This window comes from Hyphomicrobium sp., assembly GCF_047600905.1.
Lineage (GTDB): Bacteria > Pseudomonadota > Alphaproteobacteria > Rhizobiales > Hyphomicrobiaceae > Hyphomicrobium_B.
In genome coordinates this window covers 2213023-2229291 of the sequence record NZ_JASGKD010000001.1, presented here as the reverse complement: position 1 = coordinate 2229291, position 16269 = coordinate 2213023, and the positions used below count along the sequence as shown (strand labels likewise).

The window sequence follows — 16269 nt, the reverse complement described above, 5'->3', positions numbered from 1 at the left end:
GAGCTTCCTGAAATTACTGCACGAGCACGCGGGTGCCGTCGGCCGCTTCGGCTTCACCGGGCTTCAGATCCCCGCAGGAATCGCCGACGAATTTTCCGAGCTGCGTGATCGTCCGCTTCACGACGACGCTTTGGTCGGTCTTCTCGGGGTCGGAGGTGGTGCTTTGAATGGTTATTGTGAACGCCGATTGGAAATCGCCGGACATGTTCGTCGTGCTGATGACTTTCCGGCCGTTATAGACGCAGTCGGAATCGACGACCGTGCTTCCGCCGGCGGCTTTGATGTCGTAGCTGGAGCAATTCGCTTTGTGATCGGCGATACTGCCCATAACGGTATTCTTTTCCATTCGCGCATCGACGCAGATCTTCATCGTCTGGTCCTTCGGGCCGTTACCCTCGTCCATCTGAGTCTTGAGTTCCCAAAGGCCGGCCTTTCGTTCGGGCAAAGTCGGCGTGGTCTGATCGCCGAATGCCGGTGCTGCCACCGAGCCAAGAACGACGAGCGTTAGGACAGTCAACTGTGTCGGGCGCATTGAAATCCTCCGGAACGGCAAACATCATTTTGGTCGTGAACGACGTGTTCGCTCGTCGGCAGATCTCTAGAACTGCCGCACTGAGGTACGCAACAGCTGGATGATGTGGAAATAAAGTTCGGGAATTATTCCCATTGTGATTGGTGTTTGTCCGTTCGCATTCTCCCTCGCACCAAAATCGGCGAGGTCGAGGGCATGCCGCTTATCAGAAGGTTTGCATTCATCGCATTCGGCATTCTCATCGTCTGTGCGAGCCAAGCTCGCGCGGATGGGCTGGTGCTGAAAGAACCGGCACTCGTACTTTCGGGACATACCAGCGATCTCTGGGTCGCGCAGTTCAGTCCGGACGGAACCCGCATTCTCACCGCATCGAACGACAAGACGGCGAGGCTGTGGAACGCCAAAACCGGCGCGCAAATCGTTACCTTGACCGGACATGCCGAGGGCGTTCGCAATGCCGCCTTCAGTCCCGACGGTAAGATCGTCGCCACCGTCGCACGCGACGGCGGAGCCCGGATCTGGAATGGCGAAACGGGAGCTCCGCTTGCCGAACTCGTCGGTCATACGGCGATGATCGAGGCATTGGCCTTCAGCCCTGACGGAACGCGAATTGCTACCGGATCGCTGGACACGACCGGGCGCGTCTGGGATGCCGCGACAGGCAAGGAACTGCTGAAACTCTCCGGCCACGAGGGCAACATCGCCGACATCGAATTCAGCCGCGACGGGACGCGACTGGTGACAGCATCGAACGATCGCACAGCACGGATCTGGGATGCAAAGACAGGTGCTTTACTATTCACTCTCGGCGATCACACCGGCATGGTGACGAGCGCAACCTTCAGTCCCGATGGCTCTAAGGTCGCGACCTCGTCCAGCGACAAGGCCGTCCGCATCTGGGACGCAAAAACAGGCGCTCTGCTCAAGAAGCTCGAAGGCCACCAGCGTGGCGTTCTCCGTGTCGTCTTCGACAGCACGGGCACGAAAGCCTATTCCGCATCGACCGATAAGACCGCAAAAATCTGGGACCTCGAGACAGGGACAGCCATAGCGACGCTCGTCGGCCACGATCGCTACGTCATGCGTTTGGCGTTGAGCCACGATGGAAAGCGTCTGGTGACGGCGTCGCATGACAAGACCGCCCGCGTCTGGGATGCGCGCACCGGCGCCCTTCTTGCGACACTCGCGGGCCATCTGATGGAGGTCGAAGACGCCGAATTCTCCCCCGACGGGCGCGAAGTCGTGACCGCTTCATACGATGGCAAGGCACGGGTATGGGATCTGTCGCAACTGCCGTCGCAATGATCCTTGGGAAATTCCATCGCAGATCTTTGTGTTTCGCATTCGGCCTGATGCTGGCAAGTGCAATTGTCGTGGCGGCGCCCGACGCCGCGCACGCCGAGGAAAAAAAAGCCGAGTGCACGAAGGATCTCATGTTCGTCTTCGATGCGTCGGGCTCGATGGGCACCACGGATCTGACGACGAAAGAGCCTCATATCGCCCGCGTGAAACGCGCGCTCCATCGCATTCTTCCTGAAATTCCTGCGTCCCGCCGCATGGGCCTCATCATCTATGGTGAAGGCGCCTACAACCAGTGCGACAGCATCGCGCTGAAACTTCGGCCGCAAACGAACGCAGGCGCATTGATCGTTTCCGAGGTCGACAAGGTTCAGCCCGCCGGTCGCACGCCGCTGACGCAATCCGTGCGGGACGCGGCCGACGTTCTCGACTTCCGGCACAACCCGTCTGTCATCGTTCTGCTGACGGACGGAGAGGAGACGTGTTCGGGGAAGCCGTGCGAGATGGCCGAAGCCCTGAAATCGGAAGCGGCGGATCTGACGATCCACGTTATCGGCTACCGTCACCGTGACGCGGCTGGCCTCGGCGCGGTCTTCGGCGCCAGATGCCTCGCTGAAGAGACAGGTGGTCTTTATCTTTCGGTCGAAACCGAGGACGAATTGACCGAGGCGTTACGCAGGACGCTCACCTGTCCTTTGACCGCATCTCTCTCGCCGCCTCCGCTCCGCATCACGACGGCGGAGACATCGCGGCCGTCGCCCTGAACTTGGTTCCTGCCGTGTCGGTTGCCGTGAATTCGAGATCGGCAGGATTATTCGTTCCGAACGTGAAGCGGAAATTCGGGTCCTCGGAGATCGAAATGCCGCCCTCCATCGACCACAGCACAGTCTCCCCCTGTTTCACCTCAATCGAATTGATGAACCGCGCCGGCGTGAATTCGCCCGTCTTGGCGTTCATTTGCATGCCGGTGAAATTCGGATGTTTGATCATTATGCGCGCTTCGCGCCAATCCTTGCCGATCGATTCATCTTGGCGGAGGATCAGATGCGTTTTCCCTAATTCGGCGAGCGCCACTTCCGGATCCTTCGATGCGGGCGCCGAGCAACCGCCGGAACCGATGACGAATTTCGACGCCATGAAAAGCGAACCGTCCGAAGTTTCGAGAATCGCCCGGACACGGCTGAATGCGTCGACACGAATCCGCGTTGCGATCGTTCTCTCGCCGATGTCGGGACCACGACGATACCCATCTCCGAACGCCAATGTTGCCGCGACCGGCACAGGGTTGCGATCGATGATCAAGGTGAGAGACTTCACGTTGGGCACGACCGAGGATGCAATGTTGACGGTGACCGGAACCACCGCGGCATCGTCTGCTTGATTGGGTGCAAATATCTGCAGCGCCGATCCGTTCTCGGTAAGCTGTCGAGTTCCAAAGAGATCTTTCCGAATCCCCGGCCACGGGTCATCGTCGGCGCGTGCCGCGCTGCCAATCGATCCTACCAGCAGGAAAAGTATGCCCAGAGACAACCGAAGTCTTTGCAACGTATTTGCGTTCATCACAGCACCCCGATGGCAAGTGGCAGCCCATCTCGACGCACGTTCCAGGTAAAAGCATAGAACAACTTGCGCAGTTGCATTCACCGTTTCCCTAGAGAATTATTCCCGATTGTGACGTTGTCGGCATGGTGCCGGGCCCGAGGTCGCGAATGAGGCGCAAAGCGTTTTCGATATCGCTGATTTCCATCGGCTGCCTGTTCGCATGGCAAGATTTGGCGCGAGCTGAGCCAGAGGATCTTTCCCTCGCCGCACAGACAGCGAACCTCGTCCAAAATTTCATGGCCTCCCGCACCGATGAACGATCGTCGATCATACCCGCGATGAGCGTTGCGATCGGCCGGGATGGAACGCTTCTTTACGCCGACGGCTACGGCCAGGCGGGACCAGGTCGAACCGCGACGGCAGCAACGATATACATGGTGGGTTCGATCACGAAGCAATTCACCGCTGCCGCGATCCTGAGATTGATCGAACGAGGCGCCACGATAAACGGCCGCGGCGAGAAGCTCGAGACGACGACGGCTGTGGCCGACGTCCTTGACGAAGCGAGAGCTTGGCAGCTTGAGGGTGGACCGCCGATCACCGTGAGCAACCTTCTGTCGATGACGTCCAATCTCCCGAACTATACGCGCAGGCCGCCGCATGAGCTCGATCCCTGGGGAGCGGTGCCCGCGCGGCAATTGTTGACCGGGATAAAGGAATATCGGCCGAGCGGTTATCCTGGATCATTCGAATATTCCAACACCAGCTATTTCCTGTTGTCGGAAATCATGGAGGACGTCGAGATTCGGGGCGTTTCGCGCAGCTATCGCGACATCCTGCGAGACGAGGTCTTTTCGCGGTTGGGTCTGGATCACACCGGTTTTGCGGGTGACGCAAACGTCACGCGCGCGCTTGCATCTCCAAACTACAGGCGCCGCCCGCGCTTCTTCCAGCCCGACTGGCTGAAGGGCAGCGGCGACGTCGCATCGTCCGTACTTGATATCTTCAAATGGGATACGGCGCTGATGCAAGGCGCGGCGCTCACCGCCAGAATGCGCGACGTCGTATTTGCCGATGCAGGTCGCGTCGATGCATGGACGTATTATGGTGCCGGCTGGTTCGTGACGCACAAGAACGGTATCGACCGCTATTTTCATAGCGGCACAGTTTCTGGCTATACGTCGTATAATTTGATCGTCCGCAATTCGAACGAACATTGGCTTTCGGTTTCGCTTCTTGCTAACGCCGATGGCATCGAAGATATCGATACGCTGGCTGATCAGATTGCGCAGGTTGCGCTTCCATATTGAGCGATCCGCAATCTGAATTCCCGGGATAACGTTCCCGGCCGGCCGGGATTATCCGGTGCGAATGGGAATTCCGCCGATCGATCGTTGCACCGCGATTGCCCATCTGATGAGAGCGCTTTTCCGCTTAGCGAAGCGGCGCGTAGGTGTCCGCCGAACGTCTTTCGATAGGTGATATCATCACATCAGCGTGAAGAGGAACTCTTCCTAGAAGCACTGGGAACTGATCCCATGGCTGAGGAAAATTTTGATCATTAGCGTGGGTGTGCTGACCATCAGCCGGAGGTCGCGTTCTGCGCGATCATCGAGAGACCAAGACCGGATAAAGCGTTTGCAGTGCAATTCATATTTTTCGCTCCGCTGGGCCACCAGCGGAAACGATAGTGATTTGCCCAACGTCCAAGCCGGCACGAAGGCCGTCTCACGTTCCGCGAAACGCGGGAAGTGAGAAAGAAGCAGGCTAGGAGGAAGAAGCCATGAGGATGAATTCGCTCCGCTGGGCGGGGGGAATACTTGCTGCGCTGGTCGCATTGTCGATGCCAGCGTTCGCCGACGATGAAGTGACAAAACTCGCACAAGATCCGAACGAGTGGCCGTCCGCAGGCCGCGATAATGCACTGACGCGCCACAGCCCTCTCAGTGACATCAACACTGAAAACGTTTCCAAGCTGCAGATGGTCTGGTCGCAATCGACGGGCGCGCTTCGCGGTCACGAAGGCCAGCCTGTCGTGATCAGCGACGTTGGCGGCAAGCCGATGATGTTCTTCGTATCGGGTTGCCCGGAAATGTCGAAGTGCAACATCGTACAGGGGCTGGACCTATCCGATCCCGATCATCCCAAACAGATCTGGAACTATGTCAAGCAGACCGACCGTGACGAGACGGCCGTTCCGCGGGCATGTTGCGATACCGTCAACCGCGGTCCGGTCTACGCCGACGGCAAGGTCGTATTCGGAACACTCGACGGCTTCGTCGTCGCTCTCGACGCTCAGACCGGCAAGGAAGTCTGGGTCGTGAAGCACGCATGGCCTGAGAAAGGTGAAACGATCACGAACGCGCCGCTCATTGCGGACGGCCTCGTGATTATCGGCTTCGGCGGCGACGAGTTTGCTGCGCGCGGCCGCGTCAACGCCTACGACTTGAAAACCGGTAAGCAGGTTTGGAAGTGCTATTCGACCGGCTCCGACAAGGACGTCTGCCTGACGGCCGATACCAATAAGGCCAACCCGCATTACGGAACGGCCGGAAAGGATCTCGGCATCCACACGCACGTCGGCAATGATTGGAAGATCGGCGGCGGCTCGGCATGGGGCTGGTTCAGCTACGATCCCGAACTGAAGATGGTCTACTATTCGACCGGCAACCCTGGTCTTTGGAGCCCGTCATATCGCTGCTCGAAGAAAACGCACGAAGAATGCAACTCCGGAGAATTCGACAACAAGTGGTCGATGACGATCTTCGGGCGCAAGGTGGAAACTGGCGAGGCGGTGTTCGCCTATCAGATGACGCCTTTCGATCAATGGGACTATGACGGCGTCAACGAGAACATCCTCGTCAACATGAACGTTGATGGCAAGGATCGCAAAACTCTCGTTCACTTCGATCGTAACGGCTTCAACTACGTTCTTGATCGTACCGACGGCACGCTGCTGCGCGCCAACAAGTACGTGACGGTGAACTGGGCCGAAAAGATCGATCTCAAGACGGGCCGTCCGGTGAAAGTGCGCGAGCACTCGCCGCTTGAGCGCGGTCGCAACGTCAATGCCTGCCCGTCGGCGATGGGCGGCAAAGACCAGCAGCCCTGCTCGGTCGATCCTGCCGAACCGAACAAGTTCTATTGCCCCACCAACAACTGGTGCATGGAACTCGAGCCGCAGGAACGTAGCCACACGCAGCAGGGCACGGTCTACGTGTTCGCCAATGTCTACATGTTCCCCGAGAAGCCGGGCGTGACCGGTAAGATCAAGAAGTTCGACGTCCTGACCGGACAGACCGATTGGGAAATTCCCGATCCCTATCCGAATTGGGGCGGCACGCTCAACACGGCCGGCGGCCTGATGTTCTACGGCTCGCTCGGCGGTGACTTCCGCGCTGTCGATCGCAACACCGGCAAGGTGCTGTGGGAACGCAAGCTGGCATCCGGCATCATCGGCAATCCGATCACCTACAAGGTTGGCGGCAAGCAATATGTCTCCATTCTCTCGGGTATCGGCGGCTGGATTGGCGTTCCGGTGACGGCGGGCCTCGATCTCAACGACAAGTTCGGTGCGATCGGCGCGACTGCAATGACCAAGGCTGCCAATCTCGACAAGATCCCTCAAGCTGGAACGCTCTTCACGTTCCGCGTGATGGAATAAGGCACCTTCCGTAGACTTCGGGCGGCACTCGGCGATTTTCGCCGGGTGCCGTTGCCGATGACGGGAATGGCCCCGCAGCATCGACATAAACACATCGAGAGTACCCAATGGCTTGTTACCGAGCCGCGATTTCTTTTCGCGTTCTCCTGTTGCTGGTGGCTTCGCTCACGGTAACGATGATCTCGGACGCAAATCGCGTGGCCGCCGACGAAGCATTGACGGATAAAGATAAGGTCCGCCTCGATACGGCGCTCGCTCATCTCGAAGCACAGATCCCGCTCACCTCGGCCGACCACAATGCGTTGAAAAAGGCCGCCATACAGCGGCAGGTTTCGGCGCTTCGGGTTTGCGGCGATCCGGGCAATCTGCCTCTCTCCGATATCAATCGCGCCGGCTATGAGAACAAGATCATCGAACTCTTGGCCGCCGAAATGGGGACCTATGTCACCTATTTCTGGCGCCCGTATCTGGAACGCGGAATTACCCGCCAGACATTCGAATCCGGCGACTGCGACGTTCTTCTGGATCTTCCGACCGGCTTCGAACGCGTGCTTGAAACCGAGCCGATCTATCGCACCACATACGTTCTCGCTTATCGCAGCGACCGCGGTCTGAAGATCAAAAATCTCGACGACCCGCAGCTCAAGAAGCTCTCGATCGGAACGTATCAAACGTCCGGTATCCGCATGGCGCTCGCGGAGCGCGGCATTCGCGACAACGTCTCGCTTCACGTCGTGAGCCATAATGCCGATCTCGACCCCGCGGCCCAGCCTTGGCGACAGGTCCAGGACGTCATCGACGGCAAGCTCGACGTCGCGGCGGTCTGGGGCCCGTTCGCAGGATGGCTCAAGACGATGAAGGGTGCGCCTCTCGTCGTCCAACCCGTGAATCTCGACGAGGACGACGTCCCGCTCGAATTCGATCTCGCGATCGGTCTCAGAAAGATCGATTGGATCTTGAAATACAAATTCGATCTGGCGCTTGAAGCCAAGAAGGCCGAGATCGAGAAGATCCTGCGCGATTATGGCGTGCCGCTGGTCCAATGCAGCCGCTGCTTCGTGGCCGGCGATCTGCCCTCGCACGGAACGTATACGAAGCCCGTCGATGACGAGAGCGTACCGCATGCCGCGATCGCGCCGGATCAGAAAGTCGACCGCGCACGGTTGGAAGACTGGCTCAAGAACGGCGCCGACATCAATCAGGAACTGTCCAACGCGGTTCTAGCGAACGACATCGAGCGCATCTCCTTTCTTATCGATAAAGGCGCCGACATCAACAAACTGGACACTGAGGGCTATGCGCCGCTTCACGTCGCGGCAAGAAATGAGAACGCCAAGGTCATCGACGTCCTTGCTGCACGAAAAGCGGATGTCAATGTCAAGGACAGGGACGGTTATACACCTCTGCAGCACGCGATACTCAGGGATTCGCCCGTAGCCGTGCAGGCTCTTGCTTCCCACGGAGCCAATCTCGAAGCGCGGACGCCGACAGGCGTCACACCACTGGCGCTGGCAATTCTGGAAAGCAAATACAAGGCGGCCATCGCGCTCATCGATGCCGGAGCGGACGTGGAAACGGCTGATGGGCAGGCCAAGCTGACACCGCTGATGCTTGTCGCCGGCTCGGAAGATCGCGAACTGACGTTGAGCGCCGGAACCTCGCGCATCGAAAAGGTCAATCCAGGCGATCCCGGACTGCTCGAAGTCGCACGAGAGATGATCGCCAAGGGCGCCCGCGTCAACGACGTCTCCGGTTCCGGTGTGAGCGCGCTTCTGCTCGCCGCGGCGCACAACAATGCACCGATTGTCGGCCTTCTCGTGCAATCGGGCGCCGATCAGAAATTCAAATCGCCTCAGGGCCAGACGGCGGCCGATCTTGCCCGCGCAAACGGGAATTCTTCGGTTGTCAGCTTGCTCAATCTTCTCTCGCAGGCCGGAAGCAACTGAGCCGCGCCGCCGTGAACAATTTTGGGAATTTTCGGCAATGCTGAACGCGGTAAATGGGAACTCGTCAGCGGTCAACCGCAGCTAGACGCTTGGAATTTTGGCTCAGTTCAATACGCAACGGAAGGATCGGCTCGTGAGAAATCGGAATTGGTTTTTTGTGCTCGCCGCCGCGCTCATGTTTGGAGCGGCGGCGTTGGTCGCCTCGACACACATCGTGCGCGCCGACGATGACGACGACCCCGAGGCAGCTGCAAAGGCAGCCGCGGCCAAAGCCTACGCGGAATTCAAGGCAAAGAAGCCGACCGAAATAACCCACAAGCCGCCGCTCGATGTCGACAAGGCCAATCCGCTGGGGACGATGAAAAATCCCTACACCGATAATCCCGAGATGATCGAAGCGGGCAAAAAGCTGTTTTTCTCCTATAGCTGCAACGGCTGCCACGGTGGCGGTGGCGGCGGCGGCATGTGCCCGCCGCTGACGAACGAAACCTGGGTCTACGGTAGCGACGACGACATTCTGTTCCGTCTCGTCTCGCACGGCAGCCAATCGCTGCAGAAGACCTATGGCCTCAGCCGCAAAGGCCAGGAAGGCGTCGTCGGCCCGATGCCGCCGTTCGGCGAATTGATCAAAGACGACGATGAACTTTGGAAGATCATCGCGTTCGTCCACTCGCTCTACAAAGGCAGCAAGAGGAACTGGTGACGAGGCGCGAAAGAGGCACGGGGCGCGCCCGCTTGATCTGGTCGCATTCTTGCAATGGGATCGCGCTCGTGCTCGCAGTCTTGATGACGTTTTTGGCAAGCCCCGGCAGGAGCGAAGATGCTCCGGCCGGGGACGCCGCTCAAGCGGTCTTGGACGTCAAAATTGGCTACCTTGGCAAATCGTACGAAGAAGCCGAGCCGCTCTCGCTCGTCGATAAGATCTACAACGATAAGGGCATCCAGGGCGCACGCGTCGGCTTGATGGAAGACAATATGACCGGTCGATTGATCGGTCAGAAATATTCGCTCATCGAAGACATTATCCCGGAAAGCGAAGATATCCGGCCCAAGGCGCTGGAGCTTTTGAAATCCGGCGTTTCGCTGATCGTTGCGGACTTGGAGCCCGCCGATCTCCTTGCGGTCGCGGATCTTCCCGAGGCGCGCACGGCCATAATTTTCAATATTCGTTCGAGCGACGTGCGGCTTCGCAATGAGGAATGTCGAAAGAACGTCTTTCATATTCCGCCGGATTGGGCGATGCGCGCCGATGCGCTGGGCCAGTTCCTGGTCTGGAAGCGATGGCAGAAGTGGGCGCTGATTTCCGGCGAGAGGCCGAAAGACAAGGATTACGCCGACGCGGTCCGCCGCGCCGCTAAGCGGTTCGGCGCCAAAATCGTCGGTGAGAAGACGTATGCTTACGTGGCGGGTTCGCGGCGAACGGATACCGGTCACCAGCAAATCCAGTCGCAAATGCCGGTGCTCACGCAAAATCTTGGCAATTACGACGTCATCGTTGTCGCCGACGTCGAAGAGAGCTTCGGCGACTACCTTCTGTTCAACACGTTCGAGCCCCGGCCTGTCGCGGGCACGCACGGCCTAGTCGCCGTTTCCTGGCATCGCTCCTACGAGGAAAGCGCCGCGACCCAGATGCAGAACCGCTTCGAACGGAAGGTTGGGCGCGTCATGACGGAGCGTGACTATTCTGCGTGGCTCGCGGTGCGAGCCTTCGGCGAGGCCGTGACGCGGACGAATTCGGCCGATCCTAAAACGCTGCGCGATTATCTGATGTCGGACAAGTTCGAGGTCGCGGGGTTTAAATCCCAAGGCATGAATTTCCGCCGTTGGGACCGTCAATTGCGACAGCCGATATTGCTCGCTGGTCCCCGCGCGCTGGTGTCGATCTCCCCGCAGGACGGCTTTCTGCATCCGAAGTATCTCACCGATACGCTCGGCTACGACGAACCGGAATCGAAGTGTGTGCAAAGAAACTGACGAGCGACAGATCCATGAAAAACAAGACAACAGGCTCGATCCTTGCCTCTCTTTTCGCCCTCCTGCTGTTTTGCGGCCCAGCCGCCGCCGGCATTGCGTTCGTCAGCAATGAAAAAGACAACACCATCACCATCCTCGACATTGATGCCCTGAAAGTCATCAAGACGGTGCCCGTCGGCAAGCGACCCAGAGGCATGGTCCTGTCACCGGATCACAAAACCCTCTTCATCTGCGCTGGAGACGACAACCGTCTCGACGTGATGGATACGACGACTTTCGAGATCACAAGCACGCATGAAACGTCAGGCCCCGACCCGGAACTCCTCGATATCGACCATGCCGGAAAGTTCATTTACATCGCCAACGAGGACGACGGCATGGTGACGGTCATCAACGCCGCCGACGGATCGGTGCGCGGCGAAATTCAGATCGGCGTCGAACCGGAAGGCATGGCGGTTTCGCCGGATGACGCGATTGTCGTAGCAACCTCTGAATCGACCAGCATGGCGCATTTCATCGACATCAAGTCGATGAAGGTCGTCGCCAACGTCCTCGTCGATACCCGGCCGCGCGTCGCCCGCTATACGCCCGACGGCAAGGAAGTCTGGGTCACCGCCGAGGTCGGCGGCACGGTTTCCGTCATCGACGCAACCGCTCGCAAAGTCAAAAAAAGGCTGACCTTCGAGATCCCGGGCGTGCGCGCCGAACTGGTTCAGCCGATGGGTGTGCAGTTCAGCGCCGATGGCAAACGCGCTTTCGTAGCGTTGGGCCGCGCCAACCGCGTGGCGGTCATCGATACCGCGACGTATCAAACGACGAATTTCATTCTGGTCGGGCAGCGCCCCTGGCACATGGACTTCAATGCCGACCGCTCGAAACTCTTTACCGCCAACGGACTTTCAAATGACGTGACGGTGATCGATGTCGCAACGCTGAAGGCAGAGAAATCAATCCCCGTCGGCCGCTTGCCGTGGGGATTGGTGATAAAACCTTGAGGTGAAACGCAACGCCATGTCACTGCGCCAACGCCTGCTGCTGAACGTCGCGCTCGTTCTCGCGCTGAGCCTCGTTGTTGGCGCTTTGACGACGTATTGGCGCGCCGCTGCCAAAATTCAAACCGAACTGCATTCGGCCTTTGTCGTCGGCGAGCAGGTGCTGAAAGACGGCGTAACCGCGCTCGATGGTTCGCCCAATCCCTATCATTCGCTCATCGGTATCATCGAGCAGTTTAACGGCGGACGCCATCTCATGGTATCGATCATCGATACGAGCGGCGATAGCGTCGTGCAATCTCATCTGGAGACCCCGGATGATCCCGCCCCGGACTGGTTCTACAATCTGCTGGCAGGGCCGACAGAGTCGGCGCGCGTGCCGCTGCCCCCAAGCATTCGAGGTTATACGGGCCTTCTCCTCGAGACCGATCCGCGCAACGAAGTACAGGAGGTCTGGGAAGATCTCGGCAATAGCCTCTTGCTCATAGGAATATTGGCGAGCCTTGTCAGCGCACTCATTTATTGGACCGTCGGCCGCGAATTGAGGCCGCTGGAGCAATTGACGCGCGCACTATCTCTGGCTGCCGACCGCGATTTCAGCACCCGCCTGGAAGAGAAAGGTCCGCGCGATATTCGCGCCGTCACGAGCGTGTTCAATCATATGGCGGCCCAACTCGAAAAGGCGGAAGCGTCCAACACGTTGCTCGAAGAGCAGCTGTCTTCCGTCCAGGAAGAGGAGCGCGCCGAGCTTGCCCGCGATCTTCACGACGAAATAGGCCCGCTGCTGTTTTCAGTCGGGCTCGATGCTGCCGCCGTGCAAAATGCACTGGGTGAAGAAGCGCGCCGGGATGTCGCCGAACGGTTGGAATCGATCCGAGAGGCGATCAGCCTCAGCCAGAGGCGAGTTCTGCAGATCCTCGGACGATTGCGAACCGGAACGGTCGAAGATCTCGGACTCGAGGCCGCCGTACAACGCTTGGTCGAGTTTTGGACGGCCCGAAAGCCCGATTTGAAAATCATCACGGCGATCCCCGAAGGCGGTGTCGGTGCCGATCTCGACGCTGTCGTCTACCGCATTATCCAAGAAAGCATCAGCAATGCCGTGCGGCACGGAAATACGACTTTGATAGAGGCAAGCGTGATCGTAGACGCCGTCGGATTGACTGTCCGTGTCGTCGATGACGGCGGTGGTCTCAAATCAAACCGCGCCGGCCACGGATTGACCGGAATGCGAGAGCGCGTGACGTCGAAGCGCGGTGTCTTCAGTGTCGGCAACCGTACTGACGGCAAAGGCACGGCAGTCGAAGCGCGCTTTCGCAGACCCGACGTAGCGCACGAATTGTTCGAACCATCAAAGGCAGGCACGCTCGCACTATGAAGATCCTACTCGTCGACGATCATGTTCTGGTGCGGGAAGGCGTCCGCCGGCTGCTCTCCGCGATTCCCGGCGCCGATATTTACGAAGCTGCGACAAGCTACCAGGCGCTGACCGTCTTCCGTCAGCAAAGTCCCGATGTCGTCGTGCTCGATATCAGCCTTGCAGGATCGAGTGGGCTAGAGCTCTTGAAGCGATTCCTGATCGAAAATCCGAACGCCAAAGTCTTGATGCTCAGTATGCACGCAGAAGCGATCTATGCGGCGAGAGCGCTGCAGGCGGGCGCACGGGGTTATATCTCCAAGGCTGCGTCCGCCGAGGAACTGATCGCGGCCGTGCTGCGCGTCGCCGAAGGCAAAAGATATGTCGAGCGCGAAATCGCCACCGATCTGGCGATGAAGCAGTTCTCCGGCGGCGGCGATTTGCTCGAGCGTCTCACGATGCGCGAGATCGAAATCCTGCGCCTGTTGGGAGAAGGCAAGAGTCTTTCCGCCATCGCGTCCACGCTGGGGGTCGCCTACAAGACGGTCGCCAACGCTTGCAGCCTCATGAAAAGCAAGCTCGCCGTCGAGCGCACGGCTGATTTGATCCGTATGGCTCTCGAAATGCGCAAGACCTGAGAAATGTGCGGTTTCGCTGCCCGCGGTAATGGGAAGGCAGACAAAAAACATCGGGAAATCATCCCGTAGAGCGCTGGGTAACTGACACCTAGTGTCTCGCTGCCACGCTTGCGGTTGGGTGGTACGAAAACTCCGTCCTCCGAGTTTTCTTACCATCCTCCGCACTTTTGTCAGGCGAAGCTCCGCAGCGGTTCAACAAGCTTAAGAGAACTCGCATGACGCCAATGATGCAGCGCAACTCGCTTTTGCTCGCGTGGCCGCGATCTCAACGCGAACCGGCGTTCACGCCGTCGGTGGCCAAGGCAGGCGCATGTATCGGAACGGATGGAGAGGAAAACCCATGAGCTTCAGGAAATCGTTCCTGTGGGCGGGCGGGCTTGCGGTGGCACTCCTGTGCAGCGCTGCCGTTGTGCCAAGCTTTGCCGAAAGCGGTTCGGACCAAATCGCGGAAGAAGCGAAGAACCCTAATCTTTGGCCGGCTCCCGGCCGCGACCTTGCTCTGACGCGGCATTCGCCGTTGTCCGACATCAACACCGGCAACGTCGATAAGCTGCAGATGGCTTGGGCTCAATCGACCGGCGCGCTGCGCGGGCACGAAGGCCAGCCGATCGTCGTCATCCATAACGGCAAGCCGATGATGTATTTCTCATCGGGCTGCCCGAACATGGCACAGTGCAATATCTTGCAGGCTCTCGACTTATCGGATCCGGATAATCCGGTTCAGGTCTGGAACTATGTCAAGAAGACCGACCGCGATGAGACGGCCGTTCCCCGCGCCTGCTGCGATACAGTTCATCGCGGTGTCAACTACGCCGATGGCAAGGTCATCTATCATACGCTCGACGGCTTCGTGATTGCCCTCGACGCGAGCACGGGTAAGGAAGTGTGGGTCGTCAAGCACGCTTATCCCGAGCGCGGTGAGACGATCACCGGTCCGACGCTCATTGCGGAGAACCTCGTGATCGCCGGTTTTGGTGGTGACGAATTCGCCGCTCGCGGGCGCCTGACCGCATACGACATCAAGACCGGCAAAGTCGTGTGGAAATGCCACTCGAATGGCCCCGACAAGGACGTCTGCCTGACGCCCGAGACGAACAAGAACCATCCGGAGTACGGCACCTTCGGACATGACATCGGCGTTTCGAGCTATCCGTCTACGAATGGTGGCGAATGGAAAATCGGTGGCGGTTCATACTGGGCATGGGGCAGCTATGATCCCAAGCGCAAGCTGGTCTACTGGTCGACGGGCAACCCCGGTCACTGGAGCCCGTCCTATCGCTGCGGTGCCGCGACCCACGACGAATGCAACAACGGCAAGTGGGACAACAAGTGGTCGATGACCATCTTCGCCCGCCACGTCGAAGACGGCACCGTCGCCTGGGCCTATCAGATGACACCGTTCGATCAGTGGGACTACGACGGCGTCAACGAGAACATTCTCGTCGATGACGTCGACGTCGACGGCAAGAAGCAGGACATCCTCGTCCACTTCGACCGTAACGGCTTCAACTACGTCTTGAACCGCGATGACGGCACGCTGCTGCGCGCCAACAAGTTCGTGACCGTGAACTGGGCCGAGAAGGTCGATCTCAAGACCGGCCGTCCGATCAAGGTCTACGAGCACTCGCCGTTCGAGCGTCACCGCAACGTCCAGGCTTGCCCGTCGGCGATGGGCGGCAAGGATCAGCAGCCGGCATCGGTCGATCCCGCTGACCCGACCAAGTTCTACGTCCCGACCAACAACTGGTGCATGGAAGACGAACCGCAGGACCGCACGCACACCCAGCAGGGCACTGTGTACGTCTTCGCCAACGTTTACATGTATCCGGAAAAGCCCGGCGTGACTGGCAAGGTCAAGAAGTTCGACATTTTGACCGGCAAGGCTGATTGGGAAATTCCGGATCCGTATCCGAACTGGTCGGGAACGCTCAATACGGCCGGCGGCCTGATGTTCTACGGCTCGAACGGTGGCCAGTTCCGCGCCGTTGACCGCAACACCGGCAAGGTCCTGTGGGAACGCAAGCTGGCATCCGGCATCATCGGCAACCCGATCGCCTGGAAGGTTGGAGACAAGGAATACGTCTCGGTCTTCGCCGGCCTCGGCGGCTGGATCGGCATCCCGGTCACAGCGGGCCTCGACATGGACGACAAGTTCGGCGCGATCGGCGCGACCGCGATGGCGAAAGCCGCCGGCCTCGACAAGATCCCGCAGGGCGGCGTGCTGACGACCTTCCGCGTCTATCCGTAAGGCATGATGTTGCCGCACACACGATAACGGCGTCCGGACCGGCAACGGCCCGGACGCCAATTCCTTTCCAAGAACCG

13 protein-coding genes are annotated in these 16269 nt (G+C 59.0%); 11 read left to right on the top strand and 2 right to left on the bottom strand.

What is annotated here, in order from left to right:
- Positions 1–13 precede the first annotated feature (13 nt).
- Positions 14–532: a DUF3617 domain-containing protein gene (locus tag QM780_RS10755; protein ID WP_415070474.1), complete on the bottom strand. Its 519-nt coding sequence runs from the start codon at positions 530–532 to the stop codon at positions 14–16.
- 195 nt (positions 533–727) lie between these two features.
- On the opposite strand from QM780_RS10755, the gene QM780_RS10750 reads away from it, so the two are divergent.
- Positions 728–1837, top strand: coding sequence for a WD40 repeat domain-containing protein (locus QM780_RS10750; RefSeq protein ID WP_415070473.1), 1110 nt, complete (start codon positions 728–730; stop codon positions 1835–1837).
- A gap of 47 nt (positions 1838–1884) precedes the next feature.
- The gene (locus tag QM780_RS10745; RefSeq protein ID WP_415070472.1) at positions 1885–2595 is read left to right on the top strand and encodes a vWA domain-containing protein; all 711 of its coding nucleotides are present in this window, start codon (positions 1885–1887) and stop codon (positions 2593–2595) included.
- Here the strand turns inward: QM780_RS10745 and QM780_RS10740 are convergent.
- Complete coding sequence (locus tag QM780_RS10740; protein WP_415070471.1) at positions 2561–3391, bottom strand: quinoprotein dehydrogenase-associated SoxYZ-like carrier; 831 nt, start codon at positions 3389–3391, stop codon at positions 2561–2563. The genes QM780_RS10745 and QM780_RS10740 overlap by 35 nt on opposite strands.
- Before the next feature lie 149 nt (positions 3392–3540).
- Between QM780_RS10740 and QM780_RS10735 the strand changes: the two genes are divergently transcribed.
- The 9 genes from QM780_RS10735 (at position 3541) to QM780_RS10695 (ending at position 16192) form a co-directional block, all read left to right on the top strand.
- Positions 3541–4683 carry a serine hydrolase domain-containing protein gene (locus QM780_RS10735; protein WP_415070470.1) on the top strand — a complete coding sequence of 381 codons (1143 nt, stop codon included), beginning with the start codon at positions 3541–3543 and terminating at the stop codon, positions 4681–4683.
- Between the two features lie 473 nt (positions 4684–5156).
- Positions 5157–7037: a PQQ-dependent dehydrogenase, methanol/ethanol family gene (locus QM780_RS10730; RefSeq protein ID WP_415070469.1), complete on the top strand. Its 1881-nt coding sequence runs from the start codon at positions 5157–5159 to the stop codon at positions 7035–7037.
- 107 nt (positions 7038–7144) lie between these two features.
- Complete coding sequence (locus QM780_RS10725; protein ID WP_415070468.1) at positions 7145–8983, top strand: quinoprotein dehydrogenase-associated putative ABC transporter substrate-binding protein; 1839 nt, start codon at positions 7145–7147, stop codon at positions 8981–8983.
- A 133-nt stretch (positions 8984–9116) separates the two neighbouring features.
- Entirely contained in the window at positions 9117–9686 is a 570-nt protein-coding gene (locus QM780_RS10720) for a c-type cytochrome (protein ID WP_415070467.1), read from the top strand.
- A 68-nt stretch (positions 9687–9754) separates the two neighbouring features.
- Complete coding sequence (locus QM780_RS10715) at positions 9755–10957, top strand: ABC transporter substrate-binding protein (protein WP_415070466.1); 1203 nt, start codon at positions 9755–9757, stop codon at positions 10955–10957.
- Positions 10958–10971: 14 nt separating this feature from the next.
- Positions 10972–11952 (top strand): PQQ-dependent catabolism-associated beta-propeller protein, encoded by a 981-nt coding sequence (locus tag QM780_RS10710; RefSeq protein WP_415070465.1) that lies wholly within the window; start codon positions 10972–10974, stop codon positions 11950–11952.
- 16 nt (positions 11953–11968) lie between these two features.
- Positions 11969–13327: a histidine kinase gene (locus QM780_RS10705; protein WP_415070464.1), complete on the top strand. Its 1359-nt coding sequence runs from the start codon at positions 11969–11971 to the stop codon at positions 13325–13327.
- The gene (locus tag QM780_RS10700) at positions 13324–13944 is read left to right on the top strand and encodes a response regulator (RefSeq protein WP_415070463.1); all 621 of its coding nucleotides are present in this window, start codon (positions 13324–13326) and stop codon (positions 13942–13944) included. The genes QM780_RS10705 and QM780_RS10700 overlap by 4 nt, the downstream gene beginning before the upstream one ends.
- A 340-nt stretch (positions 13945–14284) precedes the next feature.
- Positions 14285–16192, top strand: a complete 1908-nt coding sequence (locus QM780_RS10695; RefSeq protein WP_415070462.1) for a PQQ-dependent dehydrogenase, methanol/ethanol family — start codon at positions 14285–14287, stop codon at positions 16190–16192.
- The last annotated feature ends 77 nt before the right edge of the window (positions 16193–16269 follow it).

Excerpts from the sequence above, each read along its gene's own strand:
- QM780_RS10755 (WP_415070474.1), bottom strand. The coding sequence starts at position 532 with ATGCGCCCGACACAGTTGACTGTCCTAACGCTCGTCGTTCTTGGCTCG.
- QM780_RS10710 (WP_415070465.1), top strand. The coding sequence starts at position 10,972 with ATGAAAAACAAGACAACAGGCTCGATCCTTGCCTCTCTTTTCGCCCTC.
- QM780_RS10730 (WP_415070469.1), top strand. The coding sequence starts at position 5,157 with ATGAGGATGAATTCGCTCCGCTGGGCGGGGGGAATACTTGCTGCGCTG.
- QM780_RS10705 (WP_415070464.1), top strand. The coding sequence starts at position 11,969 with ATGTCACTGCGCCAACGCCTGCTGCTGAACGTCGCGCTCGTTCTCGCG.
- QM780_RS10695 (WP_415070462.1), top strand. The coding sequence starts at position 14,285 with ATGAGCTTCAGGAAATCGTTCCTGTGGGCGGGCGGGCTTGCGGTGGCA.
- QM780_RS10750 (WP_415070473.1), top strand. The coding sequence starts at position 728 with ATGCCGCTTATCAGAAGGTTTGCATTCATCGCATTCGGCATTCTCATC.
- QM780_RS10740 (WP_415070471.1), bottom strand. The coding sequence starts at position 3,391 with ATGAACGCAAATACGTTGCAAAGACTTCGGTTGTCTCTGGGCATACTT.
- QM780_RS10700 (WP_415070463.1), top strand. The coding sequence starts at position 13,324 with ATGAAGATCCTACTCGTCGACGATCATGTTCTGGTGCGGGAAGGCGTC.
- QM780_RS10735 (WP_415070470.1), top strand. The coding sequence starts at position 3,541 with ATGAGGCGCAAAGCGTTTTCGATATCGCTGATTTCCATCGGCTGCCTG.
- QM780_RS10745 (WP_415070472.1), top strand. The coding sequence starts at position 1,885 with ATGCTGGCAAGTGCAATTGTCGTGGCGGCGCCCGACGCCGCGCACGCC.
- QM780_RS10725 (WP_415070468.1), top strand. The coding sequence starts at position 7,145 with ATGGCTTGTTACCGAGCCGCGATTTCTTTTCGCGTTCTCCTGTTGCTG.